The organism is Corynebacterium tuberculostearicum (genome assembly GCF_030229345.1).
In the GTDB taxonomy this organism is placed as follows: domain Bacteria; phylum Actinomycetota; class Actinomycetes; order Mycobacteriales; family Mycobacteriaceae; genus Corynebacterium; species Corynebacterium tuberculostearicum_G.
Map to the genome: position 1 here is coordinate 50,994 of NZ_JASPGP010000008.1, position 21,628 is coordinate 72,621.

At 59.0% G+C, this 21,628-nt stretch carries 20 protein-coding genes; 14 read left to right on the top strand and 6 right to left on the bottom strand.

Annotation, left to right across the window (positions count from 1 at the left end):
• Positions 1-7: 7 nt before the first annotated feature.
• Positions 8-1,978, bottom strand: a complete 1,971-nt coding sequence (locus QP884_RS06900; RefSeq protein ID WP_284821475.1) for an OPT family oligopeptide transporter — start codon at positions 1,976-1,978, stop codon at positions 8-10.
• A gap of 228 nt (positions 1,979-2,206) precedes the next feature.
• Here QP884_RS06900 and QP884_RS06905 point away from each other — a divergent pair, with 228 nt between their 5' ends.
• The 8 genes from QP884_RS06905 (at position 2,207) to QP884_RS06940 (ending at position 11,911) form a co-directional block, all read left to right on the top strand.
• Positions 2,207-3,574, top strand: a complete 1,368-nt coding sequence (locus tag QP884_RS06905) for a M20/M25/M40 family metallo-hydrolase (protein ID WP_284821476.1) — start codon at positions 2,207-2,209, stop codon at positions 3,572-3,574.
• 333 nt (positions 3,575-3,907) lie between these two features.
• Complete coding sequence (locus tag QP884_RS06910; RefSeq protein WP_225746392.1) at positions 3,908-6,889, top strand: Na+/H+ antiporter subunit A; 2,982 nt, start codon at positions 3,908-3,910, stop codon at positions 6,887-6,889.
• The gene (locus QP884_RS06915; protein ID WP_198492095.1) at positions 6,890-7,390 is read left to right on the top strand and encodes a Na(+)/H(+) antiporter subunit C; all 501 of its coding nucleotides are present in this window, start codon (positions 6,890-6,892) and stop codon (positions 7,388-7,390) included.
• The gene (locus tag QP884_RS06920; protein WP_239273375.1) at positions 7,383-9,209 is read left to right on the top strand and encodes a Na+/H+ antiporter subunit D; all 1,827 of its coding nucleotides are present in this window, start codon (positions 7,383-7,385) and stop codon (positions 9,207-9,209) included. Before QP884_RS06915 ends, QP884_RS06920 begins: the two co-directional genes overlap by 8 nt.
• Complete coding sequence (locus QP884_RS06925) at positions 9,202-9,729, top strand: Na+/H+ antiporter subunit E (protein ID WP_239273376.1); 528 nt, start codon at positions 9,202-9,204, stop codon at positions 9,727-9,729. The genes QP884_RS06920 and QP884_RS06925 overlap by 8 nt, the downstream gene beginning before the upstream one ends.
• Positions 9,729-10,004, top strand: a complete 276-nt coding sequence (locus QP884_RS06930) for a monovalent cation/H+ antiporter complex subunit F (protein WP_005325614.1) — start codon at positions 9,729-9,731, stop codon at positions 10,002-10,004. The genes QP884_RS06925 and QP884_RS06930 overlap by 1 nt, the downstream gene beginning before the upstream one ends.
• Positions 10,001-10,381, top strand: coding sequence for a monovalent cation/H(+) antiporter subunit G (locus QP884_RS06935; RefSeq protein ID WP_239273377.1), 381 nt, complete (start codon positions 10,001-10,003; stop codon positions 10,379-10,381). The genes QP884_RS06930 and QP884_RS06935 overlap by 4 nt, the downstream gene beginning before the upstream one ends.
• 15 nt (positions 10,382-10,396) lie before the next feature.
• Positions 10,397-11,911, top strand: coding sequence for a glycosyltransferase 87 family protein (locus QP884_RS06940; protein ID WP_239273378.1), 1,515 nt, complete (start codon positions 10,397-10,399; stop codon positions 11,909-11,911).
• 24 nt (positions 11,912-11,935) lie between these two features.
• On the opposite strand, the gene QP884_RS06945 is transcribed toward QP884_RS06940, so the two are convergent.
• The 3 genes from QP884_RS06945 to QP884_RS06955 form a co-directional block, all read right to left on the bottom strand.
• Positions 11,936-13,072 (bottom strand): glutamate--cysteine ligase, encoded by a 1,137-nt coding sequence (locus tag QP884_RS06945; protein WP_284821477.1) that lies wholly within the window; start codon positions 13,070-13,072, stop codon positions 11,936-11,938.
• A 182-nt stretch (positions 13,073-13,254) separates the two neighbouring features.
• Positions 13,255-14,064, bottom strand: coding sequence for a LytR C-terminal domain-containing protein (locus QP884_RS06950; RefSeq protein ID WP_284821478.1), 810 nt, complete (start codon positions 14,062-14,064; stop codon positions 13,255-13,257).
• Between the two features lie 23 nt (positions 14,065-14,087).
• Entirely contained in the window at positions 14,088-14,363 is a 276-nt protein-coding gene (locus QP884_RS06955) for a DUF3263 domain-containing protein (RefSeq protein ID WP_284814485.1), read from the bottom strand.
• Between QP884_RS06955 and QP884_RS06960 the strand changes: the two genes are divergently transcribed.
• The 4 genes from QP884_RS06960 to cls all read left to right on the top strand — a co-directional run bounded on the left by QP884_RS06960 (position 14,362) and on the right by cls (position 18,348).
• Complete coding sequence (locus QP884_RS06960) at positions 14,362-14,985, top strand: peptide deformylase (RefSeq protein ID WP_239278272.1); 624 nt, start codon at positions 14,362-14,364, stop codon at positions 14,983-14,985. The genes QP884_RS06955 and QP884_RS06960 overlap by 2 nt on opposite strands.
• Complete coding sequence (locus QP884_RS06965; protein WP_005325607.1) at positions 14,985-15,974, top strand: N-acetylglutamate synthase, CG3035 family; 990 nt, start codon at positions 14,985-14,987, stop codon at positions 15,972-15,974. The genes QP884_RS06960 and QP884_RS06965 overlap by 1 nt, the downstream gene beginning before the upstream one ends.
• Before the next feature lie 100 nt (positions 15,975-16,074).
• Positions 16,075-16,884: an exodeoxyribonuclease III gene (locus QP884_RS06970; protein ID WP_005325598.1), complete on the top strand. Its 810-nt coding sequence runs from the start codon at positions 16,075-16,077 to the stop codon at positions 16,882-16,884.
• Positions 16,885-18,348, top strand: a complete 1,464-nt coding sequence (gene cls, locus QP884_RS06975) for a cardiolipin synthase (RefSeq protein WP_284821479.1) — start codon at positions 16,885-16,887, stop codon at positions 18,346-18,348.
• Positions 18,349-18,615: 267 nt separating this feature from the next.
• Here cls and QP884_RS06980 read toward each other — a convergent pair whose 3' ends face one another.
• Positions 18,616-18,792: a hypothetical protein gene (locus QP884_RS06980; RefSeq protein ID WP_239228640.1), complete on the bottom strand. Its 177-nt coding sequence runs from the start codon at positions 18,790-18,792 to the stop codon at positions 18,616-18,618.
• A gap of 34 nt (positions 18,793-18,826) precedes the next feature.
• Between QP884_RS06980 and QP884_RS06985 the strand changes: the two genes are divergently transcribed.
• Positions 18,827-19,213 carry a recombinase family protein gene (locus tag QP884_RS06985; protein WP_434736455.1) on the top strand — a complete coding sequence of 129 codons (387 nt, stop codon included), beginning with the start codon at positions 18,827-18,829 and terminating at the stop codon, positions 19,211-19,213.
• A 775-nt stretch (positions 19,214-19,988) separates the two neighbouring features.
• On the top strand, positions 19,989-20,312 hold the full coding sequence (locus tag QP884_RS06995) for a hypothetical protein (protein WP_284821481.1): 324 nt from the start codon (positions 19,989-19,991) through the stop codon (positions 20,310-20,312).
• Positions 20,313-20,791: 479 nt separating this feature from the next.
• On the opposite strand, the gene QP884_RS07000 is transcribed toward QP884_RS06995, so the two are convergent.
• Positions 20,792-21,511 carry a hypothetical protein gene (locus QP884_RS07000; protein WP_284821482.1) on the bottom strand — a complete coding sequence of 240 codons (720 nt, stop codon included), beginning with the start codon at positions 21,509-21,511 and terminating at the stop codon, positions 20,792-20,794.
• Positions 21,512-21,628: the final 117 nt, after the last annotated feature.

Here is a 21,628-nt window from a genome sequence, read left to right on the forward strand (position 1 = left end):
TCAAAAACTAGGAGCTCTTCACCGTGCGCTTGGTCCAGCGGTAGATAAACGTCAGCGCAAGAATAAAGAGAATCACGCCGACGATGGTGGCAGCCGTGCCGCCCTCGAAGATTTCCAGCGGGCTATCGCCACCGGCAGCGGCGATGATGCCGGCGTTGACCACGCCGAACAGGGACTCACCCACGATGAGACCGGTGGCCAGGAGGGTACCCATACGCTTGGCAAACTCCGGGTGGGATTGCTTCGCAGCCCACTTGTCATAGAAGGTGCCCAAGATGGCACCGATGGGGATGACGATGGTCAGGGCGGCTGGTAGGTACATGCCCATGCCGGCGGCCAGTGGGGACAGCGAGTACTTATCGGTGAACTTGCGCAGGAGCTCGTCAATGATAATAAGGACAGCGCCAATGGCCATCCCGATAAAGATGAGGTTCCAATCCAACGAGCTATCGAAGATGCCGGAGGCAACGGAGGACATCAGGGCGGCCTGCGGGGCAGCCAAGGCGTCTTCGCCGGCGCCTTCCATACCTTGGAAGCCGAAGCCATTGAGCATGACCTGCAGAATCGGCGGGATAACGAGAGAGCCGAAGACCACGCCGATAATGAGCGCTACCTGCTGCTTCCACGGAGTAGCGCCGACGAGCTGACCGGTCTTGAGGTCCTGCAGGTTGTCATTAGAAATGGTGGCAATGCCAAAAACGATGGCCGCGGTGAAGAGCGTGTAGGCCACCAAAGACAAAGGATCCGCAGTGCTGCCGCGGGTGACGGCCGCGATGAGCAGCGAGGCAGCGAGCACGGCGATGATGCCAATGGAGGAAATTGGCGAGTTAGACGCACCAATCAGGCCGGCCATGTAGCCGCACACAGAGGCGATAATGAGGCCTACCAACAGGGTAAAGAGGACGGAGACGGTAATGAGCACGGCCATGTGGTCGTGAATATCAGTACCGCGCACAAAGTCCCACAACAGCAACGCGATAGGCACCATGAACGCCACGATGGTGGTGGCGACATAGGGGAAGGGAATATCGCGCTCGGTGACGTCCACGGCGGAACCGGACTTGCGCGCACGCGAGGAGGCCAGGGACTGGCGGATACCCACAGCAATGGGAGCGGCAATCTTCAGCAAGGTCCATATGGCGGCAATGGCCATGGTGCCCACGCCGATGAAGCGGATGTCATCGGAGAAGGTGGTATCGACGACGTCGGCAAGCGCGGTGGCACCCGAAACATCGCCAGTGGTGAAAATGGGCAGCAAGATGAAGTAGGAAATCACCACGCCAACCAGCATGGCAATGCCTACCGGCAGGCCCACCAAGTGGCCGACGCCGATAAGGGCAGTAGAAAGGCTTGTGCCCAGGGTGGTCGCGCCGGCGCCGAGCTTGAAATAGGCGGTGACCTCGGAGGCGGCGGCCTTCATTGCGGCCAGCAGCGCCATGACGGCCGAGGTGATACCGCCGGCGACGATGACGCGCAAACCCTTGGCATTTTCTTCGTGGCTGGTGCCGGAAGCATTTTCATCGCCCACCTTGAGGACCTCGGCCGCGGCCACGCCCTCCGGGTAGGGCAGATCGGAGCCGGTGACCAAAGCGCGACGCAGCGGGATGGAATACATCACGCCCAGCACGCCGCCGATGATGCACACGCCGGCCGTCTGCACGAAGCCAAAGCCCTGCCAGTAGCCCACCATGACCAGGCCCGGGAGGACGAAGATGATGGCGGACAGAGTGCCCGCAGCAGAGGCAATGGTCTGCACAATGTTGTTTTCTTTAATGTTGTGGCCCTTGAACCGGCGCAGCACCGCCATAGAAATCACGGCGGCCGGGATGGAGGTAGCAAAGGTCAAGCCCACCTTCAGGCCTAAGTACACATTGGCAGCGGTGAAGATGAGGGTAATCAGGCCACCGATGATAATGCCGCGCAGAGTCAGCTCGGGCAGGGAGGCCTTGGAACCTGCGGCGGATGATGCGTTCGCCATGCCAGGTCCTTTCTATTCTCGGCTATGAAAGTTTCTCGTTTCACCCTGCGTAGCAAACCGCGGCCTGCCACGTCCGTTTCTGCCTGTTTGGCGCCGGTTCCTTCCCGGAATAGGGTCCGAACGGACAGAATCCGCATAGGGTGGAATGAAAAAATTTTAGTTCACCACCCCAGCGTTTTCCTATTCCGGTTGCTCTATAGCTTGGGGCGGGCGGGTACCGTAGAGAACATGACTGCACTTAATGAAAGCATTCGCAACGATCGCGAGACCATTTTCCGCCAGCTCAGCGAGCTCGTGGCCTTTAACTCCGTCCATGACGAGGAAGGCCTGGAGGACCAGACCAAGGGCGCGAGCCAGTGGGTTAAGTCCGCACTGGAAGAGGCCGGAGTGAGCGTGGAAACCATCACCACGGCCGATGGCTCCACCGCCATCTTGGGTGAGCGCAAGGGCGATGAAGGCGCCAAGACGGTGCTGCTCTACTCCCACTATGACGTGGTGCCGGCCGGCAACCGCGAGGCTTGGGAATCCGATCCGTTCACCCTTACCGAGCGCGAGGCTGCCGATGGCTCCACCCGCTGGTATGGCCGCGGCGCTGCCGACTGCAAGGGCAATGTGGCCATGCACTTGGCCGCTCTGCGCGCGGTGGACAATAACGGCGGCACCAAGGTAAACCTGAAATACCTCATCGAGGGCTCCGAGGAGCGCGGCGGCGAGGGCTTGTCCCAGCTCATCAAGGACCGCCCGGAGCTTTTTGCTGCCGACGCCATCCTCATCGCCGATGCGGGCAACGCCGCCGTGGGCCAGCCGACCTTGACCACGTCCCTGCGCGGCGGCGCGCAGATTGGCGTCCAGGTCGATACCTTGGCCTCCGCCGTGCACTCCGGCCAGTTTGGCGGCGCGGCACCGGATGCCGCCAAGGCGCTGATGCGCGCCATCGACTCCCTGTCCGATGAGTACGGCCGCACCGTTATCGACGGCGTGGATACCACCGCCGAGTGGTCCGGCCAGGAGTACCCGGCCGAGGCCTTCCGCGCCGACGCGCAGCTGCTGGAGGGCACCAAGATCATGGGCGAAGACGACCCGGCCGGTGCCACCCCGGTGGCCAACATGGTCTGGTCCCGCCCGGCCATTACCGTGACCGGCTTTACTTCGACCCCTGTGTCTGAGGCCGTCAACGCCGTGCCCGCCACTTCTTCCGCGCAGCTCAACTTGCGCGTTCCGGCCGGTGCCGATGCCGCCGCGATTGCCGACGCCGTCTGTGATCACCTCCGCGCCCACACCCCATGGGACGCCCATGTTAAGGCCGAGGTGCTGGAATCCAACGCCGGCTTTGCCACCGATCCTGAAAAGCCAGCCGCTGCCCTGCTGGGCGAGTGCCTGTCTGAGGCTTATGGCAAGGAAACGGCCGCACAGGGCATGGGCGGCTCCATTCCGCTGACCACGGAGCTGCAGGAAGCTCACCCCAACGCGGAGATCGCTCTCTACGGCGTGGAGGAGCCAAAGTGCACCATCCATTCCGCCAATGAGTCCGTCGACCCCACCGAGATCGAAAACATCGCCGCCGCGGAAGCACTCTTCTTGCAGCGCTATTCCTAAGGCTTGCGCCCCCCCTAGCCCAGCCTGGGCCCTACCTACCGCCGCGGCACTGCGGCGTACCCCGTTCCCCAAGGAGCGGGGTTTCTTTATGCCGCAAAACAGCAGCATATAATCACAGTGCCAAAAATAATTCTTTCCAAGCCGTAGAAAAGCCGGTAAAATGGCAAAAGTTGGCCCCGCGCTCGGCCATGTTGCTTGCACTATGCCACCGCGGCGTACTCAGCGGCGTGCGGCTCGTGAATGTTCTCGTCCCTCATTAGTTGTGATGCTCGTGGTATTCGCGGCAGCGGGGCAAGAGAACGTGACACAACCAAAAGGAGCGCAGTAACCAACGTGCTAATACTCCTGGGTACTCTCATCGCCGCCACCCTGGTAGCACCGCTGCTCATCATGCGAATGGGTCGCCCGGCATTTGGAATTTTGGCCTTAGTCCCCGGCGCAGGCTTTGTGTGGACGCTCATGCACTTTCTGCGCGGCACCTTCGCAGACGGTGGCGCAGTTAAGCACACTGTGGAATGGATGCCGTCCGCGAACTTAAGTTTTGACCTCCGCTTAGACGGACTAGGCGCGCTATTTAGCCTCATCATCTTGGGCATGGGCGCGTTGGTATTGGTCTACTGCTGGGGCTATTTCGACGGCACGCGGCGCCGCTTGGCCATGTTCGCGGCGCAAATGGTGGGCTTTGCCACCGCCATGTTTGGTCTAGTGGCCGCGGACAATTTCCTGCTTATGTACGTGTTCTGGGAGATTACCTCCCTGCTGTCTTATCTCTTGGTTAGCTACTATGCGGAACGAGCCTCCTCCCGCCGCGCGGCACAGCAGGCGCTGATGGTCACTGCTCTGGGTGGTCTAACCATGCTCATGGGCATTATCTTGCTCGGACGGCAAACTGGGGCGTGGACCTTTAGTGATATCTCCGCCTATGAAAACTTTGCGCAGACACCCTATGTCACGGTGGCCATCGTGCTCATCTTGGCGGGCGCACTGACAAAGTCTGCAATTGCACCGGCGCACTTTTGGCTCCCCGGCGCGATGGCGGCACCGACTCCAGTCTCCGCTTATCTCCACTCCGCCGCGATGGTTAAGGCCGGCATCTATCTAATCGGGCGCCTGGCGCCCTCAATGTATGAGGTAGCCACCTGGCACGTGGTGGTTATCTCCCTAGGCGTATTTACCATGCTGCTCGGCGGCTGGATGGCGCTCAAGCAGCGCGACCTGAAGCTGATTTTGGCTTATGGCACCGTCTCCCAGCTAGGGTTTATCACCTCCATCATGGCCGTAGGCTCGCGGGAAGCCATGCAGGCCGGTCTCGCGCTGACCTTTGCTCACTCGCTATTTAAGGCGGCGCTTTTTATGGTCGTCGGCGCTATCGATCACTGCTCAGGCACAAGGGATATCACCAAGCTATCCGGATTGGGGCGCAAAGAACCATTCCTCTTCGGCATTGCGATCATTTCCGGGTTCTCCATGGCCGGCGTCCCACCTCTATTTGGCTTCGTGGCCAAAGAGGCCGTGCTGGAAGCAACCATGCACGAGGAGCTCTTGGTCGGCATGCCACGCAATATGATGCTTGTGGCCTATGTCCTCGGTTCTATCCTCACGATGGCCTATACGCTGCGCTTTTTGTGGGGTGCCTTTGCTACCAAGAAGGAGGTCAATGGAACGGAGCCGACAGAGGCCGTCGCCAAGATGCATCCCGTAACTATGGGATTATGGCTCTCTCCTGCCCTGCTCACTGCCCTAACCGTGGCACTTGGTGTGTTCCCCAAGCCCCTATCGGCGGCCTTTGACCAGCATCTCGACTCCACCTTCGCCCCGAAGGAGCATAGCGAACTAGCCCTGTGGCATGGACTTACCGTGGCACTCGGCCTCTCCGCACTCATTATCGTGGGCGGTATTATTATGCACTGGCAACGCCAGGTCCTGGTCAAGTGGCAATTCGCCTATCCTGCGCTGGGCAATGCGGATGATGCCTATGATTCGGTCATCGCTCTTTTGCGCCAGCTCTCGCTGCGCACGACGGCAACCACGCAGCGCGGCTCCCTGCAGCTGAACTTGACGGTCATCTTTGCCACATTGATGCTGCTGCCACTGGCTATGATCATCAAGGGCGATCTCACCGATATCCGCATGATTGTGGCGGAAAATCCTTGGCAGATCGTCGCCGCCTTCATCATCATGGTGGCCGCCGTAGCCGCCACGGTCACCGATAATCGTTTATCAGCCGTGATCATCGTCGGGGTGACTGGCTATACCCTCGCCTTCATCTTCGCTCTGCACGGTGCGCCGGACTTGGCGCTGACGCAGCTGCTGACTGAGACCATCGTGATGGTTCTTTTCATGCTGGTTCTGCGCCGCATGCCGGCCTCCACCGAGTGGAAGCAGGACCCCAAGATGGGGCGCCTGCGCGCGTGGCTTTCCGTGGGCACGGGCCTTACCGTCACCGTGGTGGCGATGTTTGCTATTAACGCACGTCAGTCTAAGCCCATCTCCGAGTTCATGCCGGATCTGGCCAAAGAGATTGGACACGGCGCCAATGCTGTCAACGTCTTGCTAGTGGACTTGCGCGCCTGGGATACCTTTGGCGAAATCACGGTGATCATCATCGCCGCACTGGGCGTGGTTTCTCTGATTTATCGCACCCAATCCTTCGGCCGCGAAAGCCGCCGTCCCACCCTGCGGGTTACCGGCCGGCGGTGGCTGGCCGCCGGGGTGGAATCAGAGCAAGCGCTCAACCGCTCGCTGATGATCGATGTCTCCACGCGCGTGCTCTTTCCGTCCATGGTCGCACTGTCCTTCTACTTCTTCTTCGCCGGCCACAATGCCCCTGGCGGCGGCTTTGCCGGCGGCCTCGTCGCAGCGCTAGCGCTCATCTTGCGCTACCTGGCTGGTGGGCGCGCAGAGCTGGAAGAAACCCTGCCTATTGATGCCGGCCGCACCATGGGCACCGGTCTCTTGCTGTCCGCACTGGCCACGGTGACCCCGATGTTCTTTGGACACCCGCCACTTACCAGCGGATACACCTCGCCGGAGATTCCGCTCATCGGCAAGGTTTCACTGCCTTCAGCGTTGGTCTTTGACGCAGGTGTCTACCTCATCGTCGTGGGGCTCACGCTCTACATCCTGAATTCCTTGGGCGCCAAGCTGGATGAGGAAGAGGATATGCGTAAGCAACGTGCCCGCGATCGCGCCCGCTCGCTGGCCCGGCAGCAACGCCAACGCACCGCCAAGCAAAAGGCGCAACGGGCCCAGCGCAAGGAAAAGAAACGAGCCGCTACAGCAAGCACAACCGCCACCACAGGGAAGGAGAAATAAATGGAAGCCAACCTCTTCCTCCTCTTGGCCGCCGGTGTGCTTGTAGCCGCGGGCGTCTACCTACTCCTGGACCGTGCCATGACCAAAATGCTGCTTGGACTGTTGCTTTTGGGCAATGGCGCCAACCTCTTCTTGCTGCAGTCCGGCGGTTCGGCCGGTTCCCCGCCTATCGATGGCCGCGAGTCGGAGCCTTACGGCGCCGAGATTGCGGATCCACTGGCGCAGGCAATGATTCTGACCGCCATCGTCATTTCCATGGCGTTGACGGCTTTCATCCTCACCTTGGCATACCGGCAGTACCGCTACCGTACAGACGATGTCATTGAAGATGACGCGGAAGATACCGCAATTGCAGCCAAGGCCGCACGCCCCGGCAATGCGGCCGCCAGCCCGGACCACGATGCGTCCAATGATCCGACTACGGGCCGCGCCACCAAGCAAGGTGATAATTTCGGCCCCGCATCTTTCGAGGAACCAGTAAAGGGAGCCCACGATGAGTGAGACCGTACAGCCGCTTGTCGATGTCCTCTTTCCCTACATCGGCTACCTCATTCCGCTGCCGATTATCATCCCTGCAATGGCCGCGGCCCTCGCATTGATTTTTGGCCGCATTCCCAATGCGCAGCGCCAGATCGTGTTTTTCTCGCTGCTCCTTACCGCAGTAGTCAATGCCGTCCTCATCCTCATCGCGGATTTTGAAGGCATCCAAACCCTGCAGATAGGAGGTTGGGACGCCCCGGTGGGCATCACGCTCGTGGCGGATCGCCTATCTGCGGTCATGCTCTTTACTTCCTCCGTAGTGCTGTTTTCTGTCATTTGGTACGCCATTTCCCAGGGCGTGCGCGATGGCACCAAGGACGAGCCGGTGGCCGTATTCCTGCCCACCTACATGCTGCTGACCATGGGCGTTAATATCTCCTTTTTGGCCGGCGATCTCTTCAACCTCTACGTGGGATTCGAGGTCTTCCTCGTGGCGTCCTATGTGCTGTTGACCCTAGGTGCCTCGGCCGGTCGAGTTCGCGCCGGCGTGGGCTACGTGATGGTGTCCATGGCTTCGTCAATGATCTTCTTGCTCGCGTTGGGTTATGTGTATTCCTCCGTGGGCACGATGAACATGGCCCAGATCGGCCAGCGCATGCAGGATCTCCCGGAAGGCACCCGCACCGCGATCTTTGCCACGCTGCTCGTTGCCTTTGGCATTAAGGCGGCCGTCGTTCCGCTGGACGCTTGGCTGCCGGACTCGTATCCCACGGCGCCTTCACTAGTCACGGCCGTCTTCGCCGGCCTGCTAACCAAGGTGGGTGTCTACGCCATCATCCGCGCCCGCACTTCCATTTTCACTGCCGGGGGACTCGATACCGTGCTCATGTGGGTAGCCCTCGCCACGATGCTGGTGGGTATTTTGGGCGCCATCGCGCAATCCGATATTAAGCGTCTTTTGTCTTTTACCCTGGTCAGCCACATTGGATACATGATCTTCGGCGTTTCGCTCGGTACCGCGCAAGGGCTTTCCGGCGCCATCTTCTACGCCGTACACCACATTCTGGTCCAGACTGCGCTGTTCCTCGTGGTCGGACTGGTCGAGCGCCAGGCCGGAACGTCTTCGCTGCGCCGTTTGGGCTCGCTAATGTATTCTGCCCCGCTCATCGGAATCTTGTATTTCATCCCTGCCATTAACCTGGGCGGCATCCCGCCGTTCTCCGGTTTCCTGGGCAAGGTCATCCTGCTGCAAGCCGGTGCGAATGAAGGCTCCTGGATGGCATGGGTGCTCATCGTCGGTGCGGTGGTTACCTCGCTGCTCACCCTCTACGTCATGATGTTGGTGTGGGCCAAGGGCTTTCAACGCGACCGCGCCGATGCCCCGGAAGGCAACGTGGCGCTCGCCCGCCCGGCCCCGCTTTCCGATATCACCGATGAGGTGGAATTTTCTTCTCGCCAGGATGTAGGCAGGGTGCCCTTTGGCATGATCGCCTCTACGACCCTGCTGGTGGCAGCGTCTACCTCGATTACCTTCTTGGCCGGACCGATTTCCGGTATCACCTCACGCGCGGCCGAATCCGCGCAGGATACGTCCATTTACCAGTACGCGGTACTGGGCGACCGCGCGGATGACCCCACCCGCCACCTCAACCAGAAGGAGCGCTACACCGGCGGCGCTGATTCCTATAAGAATCGCCGCAACCCTTCCCCGGAGGTGGAGCCGCCGGATTCAGCGGGTTTGGATGCCCGCACCGACCCGGAAGCCGGTGGGCGCGATGCGCATTCCACCGACGTAAAGTCCCCGGATGCCGCCAAGAGGAAGGATATTAGCGATGACTAACACGCGCTTTTCCGGCCTGCGCCACCGCTTCCGCCCGTGGTTCATCGTCTGGCTGGTAGTCATGTGGTGCATGCTCATGGGCGAGGTCACCGTGGGCAACCTCGTGGCCGGGCTGATCATCGGCGTCGTCATTGTCTTTGCCCTGCCGCTGCCGGCCATGCCTATCGCCGGCATTGACGTCTCTTGGGGCAAGCTCATTGCCTTCATGATCCGCTGGTTCTGGGAGTTGTTCTACGCCTCGCTCAAGGTGGGATGGTTGGCCGTGCGCCCGCAGCCGGTGCCCAAGACCGCCATCTTGGAGCTGCCCATGCGCTTGGATAATGAGTTTGCTATCTCTTTGGCGGTAACGCTGTATAACCTGCAGCCAGGCGGCACGGTGACCGATATCGATATTGCAAACCGCATGATTACCGTCCATATCTTGGATGCCCACGATGAGGAACAAATCCAGCGTGAAATCAATGCTGTGGCCCGTTTGGAGGCCTCATTCATCGAAATCTTTGAAAGGAGCCACCCCTAATGGATCCCCAGATCTATAACGCAATTTTGCTGGTGGCCGCCGCGCTGCTGGTGGTCTCCTTCCTCATCACCGTCTGGCGCATTGTCACCGGCCCCAATTCGCTGGACCGCTTAGTGGGTATGGATGGTTTTACCGCGATGTTCCAGTGCGCGCTGGCTACCTATATGTGCTGGTCGCTTAACACGACCGTGGTCTCAGCCATGCTGGTCATTGCGCTGCTGGGATTCATCTCCACCGTATCCGTCACCAGGTTTAGGAAGAGGGATAGCCAATGAGCTGGTCCTTTATTGCAGATGTACTCTCGCTCATCCTCATTATTGGCGGCAGCGTCCTCACCTTGGCCGCAGCCATCGGCGTCGCCCGGTTCAAGGACACGATGTCGCGCGTACACGCGGTGAGCAAACCACAGACCACCGGTCTTATCCTCACCATTCTTGGCGCAATCATCCGCATCACGGGCGCGGAATCCTTCAGCGTTGCCGAGCGGGGGGATTTAGGAATGCTCGTTTTGCTGGTACTGTTTGCCATGTTCACTAGCCCGGTAACCGCGCAGCGCACCTCGCGTATTGCACGCCGCGAGGGTCTGTACGGCACCGAGGAAACCATGTCCCGCAACGACCGACCCGCCGCGAAGTCGCTGCGCCGCAAGTAGGAGACGCTTTTCACCGTGAAAAAGCTTTATGGGCTTCCCACTGTGGTGACTGTGCTCGCCGCTCTTATCGGCGTCATCGTCTACCGCTTCAGTATCTTCGACGGCAATAGCGCCTTTGTGTGGCGCGTTCCCCTGGATCTGAAGATTTATTGGCTCGCCGGCGGAGAGGTGGCCCAAGGCGCGGATCTCTACGATAACGCTTACATAGGCGACCTGCCTTTTACCTATCCACCCTTTTCCGGAACTCTTTTCACGTGGCTTTCCAGGCTTGCCGACGCCCCCTTGATCCTTCTCTGGCAGGGCGGCACCGCCCTCGCCTTGTTCACGGTTATTATGCTGGTCCTGCGCGAGCGCGGTCTCAAGCTCTCCCCGGCAATGTGGCTGCTGGGCCTTTTGCTGCTGTGCTGCACCCCGGCGAATGAGCCGGTGCACGGCACCTTATTCTTTGGCCAGATCAACATCTTTTTGATGCTGCTGGTGGCCTTGGACATCCTCCCGCGCAAGCGCGCTTTGCCGGGCATCGGAATTGGTTTGGCCGCGGGTATGAAGCTCACCCCGGCCTATATGGGTCTGGTCTTGCTCTTCCAGAAGCGCTGGTGGCAAGCGATCATCGCCATCCTTACCTTCGCAGTGACCGTTGCCATTGGTTTCGTCACCATTCCGGATGCCGCCGATTTCTGGACCGACGCTATCTTTAAGTCCTCCCGCGTGGGCGAGCACACCAACCCAGGTGCGCAGTCCATTCGCTCGGTGATGGTCCGCGCGTGGGGCATCGATGGCGGCTGGATCTGGCTCGCCGCCGTGGTCGTGGTCTTCATTTTGACCTGCCTGGCGCTGCGCACCGCGATGAAGCACCGCAATAATTCCGCCGCACTTGCGCTTGCTGGCATCAGCTCCTGCTTGGTCTCCCCCTTCTCTTGGTATCACCATTGGGTGTGGACGGTGCCGCTGGCCATCGTCGTGCTGGTTGCCGTCAACCAGGGTCTGGGCAAGCGCCTGCCCGGCATCCTTGGCGCGCAGGTCGCTGGCCTCGTATCGGTGCTGGCGATGTGTGCGGTGACCCTGCCGTTCATCTCCGCCCCCGTGTGGCTGTCTGCTGCTAGCCGCTCGCTCAACCACTGGGATCTGCAGCCGTGGGGAATGTTGGCCTTCACCGGCGCCGGCGTCCTCTTTATCGCCTTCTACGCGGTGTGGGGTTTTATCCCTGGCACCCAGCCGGAAGAGGAAGCGCCCGCCCCAGGCCGCCACCACCTGCCTGCGCAGCCCGCTAGCGCGCAGCTCGATGCCGCGCAGACCGCTGGCGCGCAACCTGCTTCCGCGGAGGCCGAGGCACTCCCGGCGCGCTCGTTTAATACGGCAGCTACGAGCCGGAGGAGCCAGGGCCATCCACGGGCAGCGCAACCCGTCAGCGATGAAACGGCAGAAATGCCCGCGGTAGGGCCGGAAACGCGCGCCTTCCCGGCGGCTCAGGACATCACCGATATCCCCGATACCCCGGCCTACGGTCGCCACTCGCGCTCCGAGGACTAGCCCCGGGCCAACCTTCCTGTCGCTTTAGAGCGGGCGGAAGGTATGCAACTCGCGGCAGGTCTCCTCGACCACCTCGCGCCAGCTGCCGGTCTCTTTGAAGAGACGGCGCTGCCGCTCATAGCCGGCGCCGCCATCAATAATTTCGTGGATAAGCTGCAGATCATTAAAGCATCCCAGCTCGCGGGCGATGGGGGCGAGCTCTTCTACCATTTGTGCTAGCTCATCCTTGACCCAGGCCTCATCGGTCTCGCGGGAGGTAATCACCAGCGCATCCATGCCATAGCGGGCACCGCGCCACTTATTTTCTGCGACGTGCCAGGGCTGCAGGGTGGGAAGGGGCTCCGCGGCGTCGATAAGCCGGTCGTAGTACACCACCAAGCAGTGGGTCAGCGCCACGATGGCGGAGAGCTCGCGCAGGTTGGACGTCGCATCAGAGACGCGCACCTCCACCGTGCCCCACTTGGACGCCGGCCGAATATCAAAGTGCATGGAACCGGTGTGGTTAATAACGCCGGAAATCGCTTGGTCGCGCATATAGGACTGCCACTCGGCCCAATCGCGGAATTGATACGGCATGCCTGCGGTGGGCAGCTGCTGGTACAGCATGGTGCGGTTGGAGGCATAGCCGGTATCTAGGCCCTCCCACCCAGGCGAGCACGCAGAAATGGCCAGCAGGTGGGGGTACTTGGTCATCAGCGCATTGATGATGGGCCATACGCGGTCCTCGTGGCTAACGCCCACGTGCACGTGCGTGCCCCAAAGCAGCATCTGCTTGCCCCAGTACTGGGTGCGCGCGATGATTTCTTGATAGCTGGGCTTATCCGAAAGCGGGTTCTCCCGAAAGTCCGTAAACGGGTGGCCGCCAGAGGCCCAGACATCTACGCCCAGCTTATCGGCAGCTTCTTCCACTGCTTTCAGGGAAGTGTTCAGGTCAGCGATGGCTTCCGGCACGGTATGGCATACGCCGGTGACCAGCTCCACCGTGTTCTGGAGGAATTCCTTTTCCAGATGAATCTCGGGGTGGGCTGCAGTGGCGAGGTCAATGAGTTCTGCGCCGCGCGGGACAAGGTCGCGCGTGTCGCGGTCCACGAGCGCCACCTCCCATTCCACGCCGAGCGTTGGTTCGGGAGAGCGGGCGAATTGTTCTGCCGGGATCTTCACCCATTCAGCTTAACGGGTGACAGGTATTAAGACGTGAATTTTATTTAACCTGTTCGCACCGGCGGACGGGCGGGCGCGGAAAAGTTCAGATCACAAAAAGTCCAAGGCCATCCGGCCGAGGAACTATGGTGCTTGCTCTTCGGCCGGAGGGCCTTGGACTTTAAATTAGGTGCGCGGCTTGCTTAGGCCTGCGGTACCGCCAGGGCGACGACGACGGCGCCGTCATCGGTTGCTTCCTTAGGCAGGTCGCGGTTCATCGGAGCGATATCGGCCTGGTAGCGGGCGGCGACCTCCTTGGCCAGAGCCTCAGCAGAGGCGTCACCCTCGGGGAAGAAGACGGTGGTCTTTGGAACGGTGAGGACATCGCCCGGCAGGTTGCCCACGTAACCAACCTTGAAGCCGCCGCCCTTGAGGGCATCGGCTTCCTTCTTGGCCTTGTCTACCTCGCCGGAGTTATTGAGGACGCTGACCTTAATATCGTTGCGGTCGCGCGCGGCGGAGTGGGCGTTTTCCTCGCCTGCGGCGGCATCTCCCTCGGCCGCGGCTCGCTCATCGGCAGCGCCGGAGGCAGCTCGGTCGCCTGCGCCGTCGCCTTCGCCCTCACCTGGCGCCGGTGCGGGGGCCGGCGCGCTCGCGCCCTCGGAAGCGCCTGGCGCGCCAGGGGCACGGGAGCCTGCGGCGTCGGGGCCAGCAGAACCTTCGGGCGCGGCACCGATGGTAGAACCTGCGGAGTTTTCCTGCTTGCTCTCGGAGGCAACGGTGGAGTCATCGTCTCCCGAGGTCATGGAGTACAAAGCCCAAAGGCCAAGCATGACGGCCACGGCGATGAGGACCATAGCCAGGCCACGCAGCGGCAGCCCGCCCTTCTTGGCGTGCGCGCCGCCACCAGCGGGGCGCTTAGCTGCGCGGGAAGCAGACGCACCGGCAGCGGAGCCGGCGCGGGTTTCGTCGGATACCTTGTCGGTTGAATTTTCCGGATTCACATTAGTCACATACGCAACACTAGTACCCAGCATTAACTAGATGGGGGATTTCCCCGCGCGGCGCGCCGCGTGTTTTCCCGCTCTTCGCGCAGCCGACGCAGCCGTGCAACCAGGAGGGGATGTGATTGGGCGGCCGCGGGGGCGTCGAGAAGCAGGTTAAGGCGCTGGTGGTAGCGCACCGGGGAGATGTCCAGCTGCGCGCGGATAGCCTCTTCCTTGCGGCCGATGCTGCGCGGCGCGGTTTCCTCGAAGTCCAAAATGGCGGCGTCTAGGTCAGACAAGGGGTTCATGCCTAAACTGTAAGACATGACTATTCGCCCCATCGTTATCCACGGCGAGACCGTGCTTCATGAACCCACCCAACCGGTGGAAGAATCCGAGATTTCCACCCCGGAAATGCAGCAGCTCATTGCAGACATGTATGAAACCATGGACGCCGCCAATGGCGTAGGTTTAGCCGCTAACCAGGTAGGAATTGGCAAGCGCCTCTTTGTCTACCACTGCCCCGATACGGACGGCCCCAATGGCACCGAGCTGCCGTCCGAGGAGGCGGGCATGCGCAAGGGCTGCGTTATTAACCCCGTGCTGGAGACCTCCGAGATTCCAGAGACCATGCCGGCCGATGACGGCTCCGATGACGAGGGCTGCCTCTCCGTGCCGGGGGAGGGCTTTCCCACCGGCCGCGCCGACTGGGCGCGCGTGACCGGCAAGGACGAGAACGGTAATGACATTTCCGTCGAGGGCTATGGCTTTTTCGCCCGCTGCCTGCAGCACGAGACCGGCCACCTCGATGGCTTCCTCTACACCGATACCCTCATCGGCCGCTATAAGCGCCAGGCCAAAAAAGCCATCAAGCGCAATGGTTGGACTGAGCCGGGCTATTCCTGGGTACCGGGTGAGGACGCCGATCCCTTCGGCCACGACGACTAATGTCACGCATTTTCCGCTCCGATGCCGTCCAGGTAGGCGAGCGCGTGGTGGCCCGGCGCGACTTCGGCGATGTGCATAGCGATGTCATTGGACATGTGCTGAGCCTCGACCCGCTGGTCATTCGCCCACAAGAGGTCGGCGGCTACCCTTCCGACCTGGAGGCGGTGGAGATCCCGCCGGAGCAGCTGAAGATCATTAAGCGCCTCTCCCCGCGCATGGTCCGCAATTCCGATATCCGCGCCGTGGAGGTTGCCGCGGCCGCGGCTTTCCCCGACACAGACCACGCCTGGACCAGCGATGGTTCCTGGCTGTTGCGCGCGAGCGACGGGGTTTCCGGCCACTCCAACTCGGCCGTGCCCGTGGGACCTTCGGCCGGCTTCACTCCGGTGCCACTGGAGGAGATTAAGGCCTTCTACGCCCGCCACAATCTGCCGGTGCGCCTATTGGTTCCGGAGCGCATTGGCAAACCGGCCGAGCGCCTGCTCGCCGACCCAGCTTGGGAGACCGAGCCAGAAATCCTCGCCATGGTCCTGAGGGATCTGCCCACGCTTGCCGACGCCCCCTCTACCTCCCCCACCTTCCACCTCACCGCCCAGCCCGACGACGAGTGGCTGGCGATGTATCAATCCCGCACCGATGCCCTTCCTGCCAACGCGTTGCAGAGCCTTGGCGCTCACATCGAGGGACCGCTCGGCTTTGGCCGCCTGGTCCTCGATGGCGAGACCGTCGCCATCGCCCGCGGCACCCTGAGCGAATCCGGCGATGGCACCACGTGGCTGGGTCTTTCTTCCATCGAAGTGGCCGAGGACTTCCGCCGCCGCGGATACGGAGCGCTCGCGCTCCAACATTTGCTGCACTGGGGCCACAACAACGGCGCTGAGCACGCGTACCTCACCGCGCCGACCTCGAATATCGCCGGCGTGCGGCTGGCGGAGAAGCTCGGCTTCATCGAGCAGCACCGGCGCATCTACGCCCGCCTGCGCGACTAGCTCTCCGCGCTGCGGACTTCCGGTCTGGGCGGTGAACGTTATGGGACTCCTTGTGGGCTGGGTAGTGAGCTTGACTCACTACCCAGGTAACCTATGTGGCATGCGCATCGCCACGTGGAATATTAACTCCGTCCGTACCCGCACACAGCGGGCGCTGAACCTTATCTCCAAGCACGACATCGACGTTTTGTGCCTGCAAGAAACTAAGGTGAAAGACGATAAGTTTCCACGCGAGGTCTTCGAGGATGCGGGTCTCCATGTCACCTGCCACGGGCTCAACCAGTGGAACGGCGTGGCCATTGTGTCCAAGGAAGAGCCCGAGGACGTCTTTATCGGCTTTCCGGGCCAGCCAGGCTTTGCCAAAGATCCAGAAAAGCCGCAAGACCGTGAGGCCCGAGCACTAGGGGCTCGCATCCGTGGCGTAGAAATCTGGTCACTCTACGTGCCCAACGGCCGCGAGATCACGGATCGCCATTATGACTACAAGCTGGACTTTCTCTATCACTTGGCGCGCTATGCGGAAAATCATGCGCAGTCCAAATTGCTTATGAGCGGTGATTTCAATATTGCCCCGCGCGATGAGGACGTGTGGGATATAGAGGCCTTCCGTGGCAAGACGCATGTCACCGAGCCAGAGCGCGCCGCGTTCCAGATGCTGGAAGAAGCAGGCCTCGAGGAAGTTACTCGCCGGTTCACGGAGGACCAGCGCTATACCTACTTCGATTACAAGGGCATGCGCTTCCAAAAGAACGAAGGCATGCGCATCGACTTCCAGTTGGCTTCAGCCCCGCTTGCCCAGCACGTGACCGGCGCGCAAGTAGACATGGTCGAGCGCGCCGGCGATAAAACCTCCGATCACTGTCCGCTTCTCGCAGATTACAATCTGCCCGATTTCAATTCCGTGCGATAAATGTCTTGGTCTCTTGATCTCAGCTTCTGGCAGCTCGTATTCCTGATCCTTGATTACGGCATCAAGATCATTGCCGTTGGCTTCGTGCCCGAAGGCCGCCGACCTTCCAGTTCAACCGCGTGGCTGCTGGCAATTCTGGTGCTGCCGTTTATCGGCCTGCCGCTGTTTTTGCTCATGGGCTCGCCGTATATCAACCGGCGTCGCCACCGCATCCAGCAAGAAGCCAATGAGAAGATTGAAAACGTCACAGCCCGCACCCCGGATCATCCGCAGGGCCTCCTTTCGGCGGAAGTAGAGTCGGTTATTCGGCTTAACCGCGAGCTGACTGGGTTCCCAGCATTGGTGGGCCATAACCTTGGCCTGCACGCGGATTATGACGAGTCCATTCGCGCCATTGCCGCCGCTATTGACCGCGCCGAGAAGTATGTATCCATCGAGATCTACATCCAGTCCTGGGATGAGACCACAGACGTCTTCTTTGAGTCGCTGCGCAGGGCTACCGCCCGAGGTGTAAAGGTGCGCTTGCTCTTGGATCAGATCGGCAGCTTCAAGTACAAGGGCTACTTCAAGCTGGGCAAGCGGCTAACGGAGATTGGCGTCGACTGGCATCTCATGCTGCCCATCCAGCTGCACAAGGGCCGCTTCCGCCGCCCTGACCTGCGCAATCACCGCAAGCTGGTGATTATCGATGGCAAGGTGGGCTTTATTGGCTCGCTGAATATGATTAAGCGCCAGTACAAGACCAAGGACCGCTACTGGATTGACTACATGGTGGAGCTTTCCGGCCCGATTGTGACCTCCATGTCCGCAATCTTCGCCGTGGATTGGTACCTCGAGGCAGAAGAGAACCTGCCACTGGATGAGCTGCCATATGACGACGCCCAGACTGCCGACGCCAACCACCTCCAGATAATCCCTTCCGGCCCTGGTTACACCACGGAGCCAAACCTGCGCATGTTCAACTCCTTGGTGCACCACGCCAAGGACCGGCTGGTGCTGTGCTCGCCCTACTTCGTCCCGGATGAATCCCTACTGGAGGCCGTGACCACCGCCTGCTACCGCGGCGTGGACGTGGAGCTTTATGTATCGGCAAAGGCGGACCAGTTTATGGTCAACCACGCTCAATCCTCCTACTACCAGGCGCTGCTGGAGGCGGGCGTGCACATCTACCAATTCCCCTACCCCTTTGTGCTGCACTCCAAGTTCATCATCACCGACCCGGATGACCCCGGCCGCGATCCCCTGTGCATGTTCGGCTCCTCCAATATGGACCCGCGCTCGTTCGGCCTAAATTACGAATCCACCATGTTGGTGGCCAAGGGCGACCTCATTGACCAGTTCAACCAGCTCGTGGCCAATTACCGCGCCATATGCCACGAGCTGACTTTGGAGGAGTGGAATGAGCGCGGCTTCATCCGCCGCTACGTGGATAATGTCATGCGCCTAACTTCTGCGCTGCAGTAAAGCGGGTACTGGCTGCAACGGTTTCAGCGAATACTGCGCATATTTACCCATCCGAAGTCACTTCAACCTGCGGGTTTATCGATTTTCCCAGGTGGCATATAACTATATCGCTGTAGATCTATACCCCGAGCCGATCAACCAGCAAAACCGTCATCTTGTGGGTTATGGTTTGTACTCTCGGGGCCAGGCACCCTTGCTGAAAGCCAGGTTGTCATTCGTCGCATTAATAGCGTTCATTGCCACCAGTTTCTTATCCGACGGGATTGTTCAAAAAGACTCAATGCGAACAGTGAAATACTCACCCTCGGGAACGAAGATGGCAACACCTTGCGGAAATTGGGCACCCCAGTCACCGTTGTCCTCTCCCGCAGAAATCTCCAACGTATCCAGAGACTTGACGAGCATGGAGGTAGAGAAGGTCGTGATGTCTTTATATGAACTCATATTGTTTCTACTTAGTTAAGTATTGATGAGACGTATGGGGTCAGCCCAGTCCACGACACAGAACTTTGAACGACAAACCGCAGCAATGAAGAAAGAGAAGTGCCTTCGCATCTTCACCGATACTGTTGGCCGTTCATCTACCGAACGTCCGGGACTTGATGGGGCGTTGAATTATGTGCGCCCTGGTGGCCAACTTGTGGTGACTAGCATGGATCGGCTGGCTCATTCGTTAATTGATTTGCACCGATTGATCGATGCCCTGACCAATCGGGATATTTCGGTGAAGTTTCTGAAAGAGGGGCAAACCTATTCTTTGAGTTCCATGCCAATTTCCTCGGCAGCGTGGTGGAGTTTAAGCGCTCGACTATTCGCGAGCGCCAGGCGGAAAGGATTGCTCAGGAAAAGCTCGCGGGGTTTATAAAGGCCGGGCAAAATCACTCACAGATGAGAAGCTTGTCCAAGCGCGGAGTGGGTGGATGCCGGCGTTTCGATGTCTGAGGTGGCGCGCAGGCTCAGCGTTGGTAAGGCCACACTATATAACCATCTCTAATACAAAAACTCAGGGATGACCCTTTGCAAGACAAATGCAGGGGGCCATCCCTGAGTTTAAATCCTACGGTTACAAGCACTGTGTTGAGACGAACACGCCTGCCCCAAATGCCCCACAGTAAGAGCAGCACGGGTTGTTGGATGAAGCTTAGCCACATTTATCGCCACCTTCAGTGCTTTTACCCAAGTGGCTTCATGTCCGCTTACAACAGCCGCAGTCGCAGCGTTGCACAGGTAGACTCTCCAGTCGGTAACGATTCCACGTGCTCGGGCTGCCGTAACCGGCCCGTATTCACCCCGTTCTTCAAAACCGAGCACCTCATTACGATTCAAAACAGTCACTCCATTTGGGCTATCAATGGTGATCGTGTTCGCCACAGCATCTTCTACCAATGTCGTAACACCATCAGGGCCACTGATTGTTGTCACGCTCCCTCTGTAGTGATAGTGGTTTCTTCGACATTCGCACCGACTTTTTCGGTAGTTCCCGTTGTCGATTCGGCAGCCCCAGCCGAATGAGCCCCTCCGAGCGCAATGCTCAGAGCGAGCACAAATCCCGTTACCTTCTTTTTCATTGGATTGACCTCGCCTTTCGAATAGAGTTAAGGAGACGTTTACTATCAAACAATGTTTTGGAGCGCTTTTTGATGAGCCGTTTGATTGGCTTTGCTGGGATTGCCGTGCTGGTGATTTCGGGAGTCTTTGCTTTACTCGGTTACACAAACATCTCGTATATTTTTCTAGCCTTTGCCGCTGTTGATCTCATAATTGCCGTGATCTATCAGCCTGACGAATCCAATGACAGAAGAGCTAAACAGTTGAAGGTAGTTAGCTGCTCAGCCATACTCCTCGGCACACTTTTCATCTATGTAACAGGTTCTTGGATAGGCATCATCGCAATATTCTCAGGGATAATAGATCTCATGTCCGGAAAATTTTCAATACTCAAAAAACAGCCGCAGAAACGATAGAGTTGTCGACTCTAATGTAAAATTCTGGCACCTAATGATTGACCTCAAACAGGTGGGTACTTTCGTTCCTTTTCTGTCCTTCTAGATCGTTCGTTCGAAAGTGCTTCTACCGTTGTCTGATTCTTGGGTTAGGCTATGCGCCACAAAGCGGGGGACCTGGCCCCTGTTTGGTAGATTACCTTCCCCCAGCCCGACTGGGATGGATATCAGGTGTCCACCAAAGAGAGGTAAGGCCCCTTTCCGCATAACTAAGGCCTAAACCCCACTATGCAGGTGTAAAACAATGGCCGAATCTATCTTATTTACACGTAACTTACCGGCATAAACTCACATAACAATAGGGTGTACTTTACGAAACGGAAGCTTACGGTGACTTTCGTCGCGGAGGGTTGGAATTGACTTTTCTAGAAAAAGTCGTATTCTTAGGGTTATCAAGCCGAAAGGCAATTAAGCTCTGGCCCCATTTTATGGGGCCATCTTCATTTTAACGGCGATTGCTCAAGTGCTTCAGGAATCCATCGCTCGTTACGAATCCATTCGCCCAGTTCAGGATTCATAGCTCTAGAAAGTTCAACGCAACTCTGATGCACTTTTTCGATCGCACTAATATCTTTAACCAAGGGGCGTCGGTGCGTAGCGCGGTTTCGCATATCTTTCACAAACATTGCGCGCTTCTGAAAAATTACGCGGTTCAGCCCCCGAACCCTCGGTTCTAATGCTTCGTTCCAAAGAATGACACGGGAATTATTTCCCTGAGCGTGTGGCTTGGGCAAAAGGTGGACCCAATTGCCGAAAGTTAGGCCAGCAACATAATCATCGTGCACCGGAACTCCCCGTACGGTGTCGAGGTGGGCATATTCAGTTAACGGCTTATTTCCAACTGGGGCTACGATTTCCGAAAGCACTCCTTCTGGAAAGAGTAACCACTCGCGAGAGCCCTTTTGCTTCGGAGCGCAATTCCATTCGGAAAATCCTGCATCAATGCAGTTTCTGAGTAAAACTTCAACCTCGCCAGTTACCCTATCCACAACGGAAGCAAGATAGCCATTCCAAATATATAATCGAGCGGCTGCAATGGTTAGGTCTGAGGAAGAGTTCTTCTGGGCAATCCCCAGGTAGGTATTTCTCCTACCGTCGGGAAGTGCCGCCATAATCGCTGACGCCTCATTGCTCGTGATCTCGTTCGAATAAACCTTCATGTCAATTCTCCTTTAGGTATCGGTTTCTAATACCTAAAGGGTAAGGTATAAAATTCCCCCCGACAAGAATGTTTCGACTGGCGGAAACCCTTATGAAATATCTTCAATTCCTTGGTG

Bases quoted from the DNA above. Each gene is read 5' to 3' on its own strand.
- QP884_RS06900 (WP_284821475.1), bottom strand. From the start codon at position 1,978: ATGGCGAACGCATCATCCGCCGCAGGTTCCAAGGCCTCCCTGCCCGAG.
- QP884_RS06905 (WP_284821476.1), top strand. From the start codon at position 2,207: ATGACTGCACTTAATGAAAGCATTCGCAACGATCGCGAGACCATTTTC.
- QP884_RS06915 (WP_198492095.1), top strand. From the start codon at position 6,890: ATGGAAGCCAACCTCTTCCTCCTCTTGGCCGCCGGTGTGCTTGTAGCC.
- QP884_RS06920 (WP_239273375.1), top strand. From the start codon at position 7,383: ATGAGTGAGACCGTACAGCCGCTTGTCGATGTCCTCTTTCCCTACATC.
- QP884_RS06925 (WP_239273376.1), top strand. From the start codon at position 9,202: ATGACTAACACGCGCTTTTCCGGCCTGCGCCACCGCTTCCGCCCGTGG.
- QP884_RS06930 (WP_005325614.1), top strand. From the start codon at position 9,729: ATGGATCCCCAGATCTATAACGCAATTTTGCTGGTGGCCGCCGCGCTG.
- QP884_RS06935 (WP_239273377.1), top strand. From the start codon at position 10,001: ATGAGCTGGTCCTTTATTGCAGATGTACTCTCGCTCATCCTCATTATT.
- QP884_RS06960 (WP_239278272.1), top strand. From the start codon at position 14,362: ATGACTATTCGCCCCATCGTTATCCACGGCGAGACCGTGCTTCATGAA.
- QP884_RS06955 (WP_284814485.1), bottom strand. From the start codon at position 14,363: ATGTCTTACAGTTTAGGCATGAACCCCTTGTCTGACCTAGACGCCGCC.
- QP884_RS06965 (WP_005325607.1), top strand. From the start codon at position 14,985: ATGTCACGCATTTTCCGCTCCGATGCCGTCCAGGTAGGCGAGCGCGTG.
- QP884_RS06970 (WP_005325598.1), top strand. From the start codon at position 16,075: ATGCGCATCGCCACGTGGAATATTAACTCCGTCCGTACCCGCACACAG.
- cls (WP_284821479.1), top strand. From the start codon at position 16,885: ATGTCTTGGTCTCTTGATCTCAGCTTCTGGCAGCTCGTATTCCTGATC.
- QP884_RS06980 (WP_239228640.1), bottom strand. From the start codon at position 18,792: ATGAGTTCATATAAAGACATCACGACCTTCTCTACCTCCATGCTCGTC.
- QP884_RS06985 (WP_434736455.1), top strand. From the start codon at position 18,827: ATGGGGTCAGCCCAGTCCACGACACAGAACTTTGAACGACAAACCGCA.
- QP884_RS06995 (WP_284821481.1), top strand. From the start codon at position 19,989: ATGAGCCGTTTGATTGGCTTTGCTGGGATTGCCGTGCTGGTGATTTCG.
- QP884_RS07000 (WP_284821482.1), bottom strand. From the start codon at position 21,511: ATGAAGGTTTATTCGAACGAGATCACGAGCAATGAGGCGTCAGCGATT.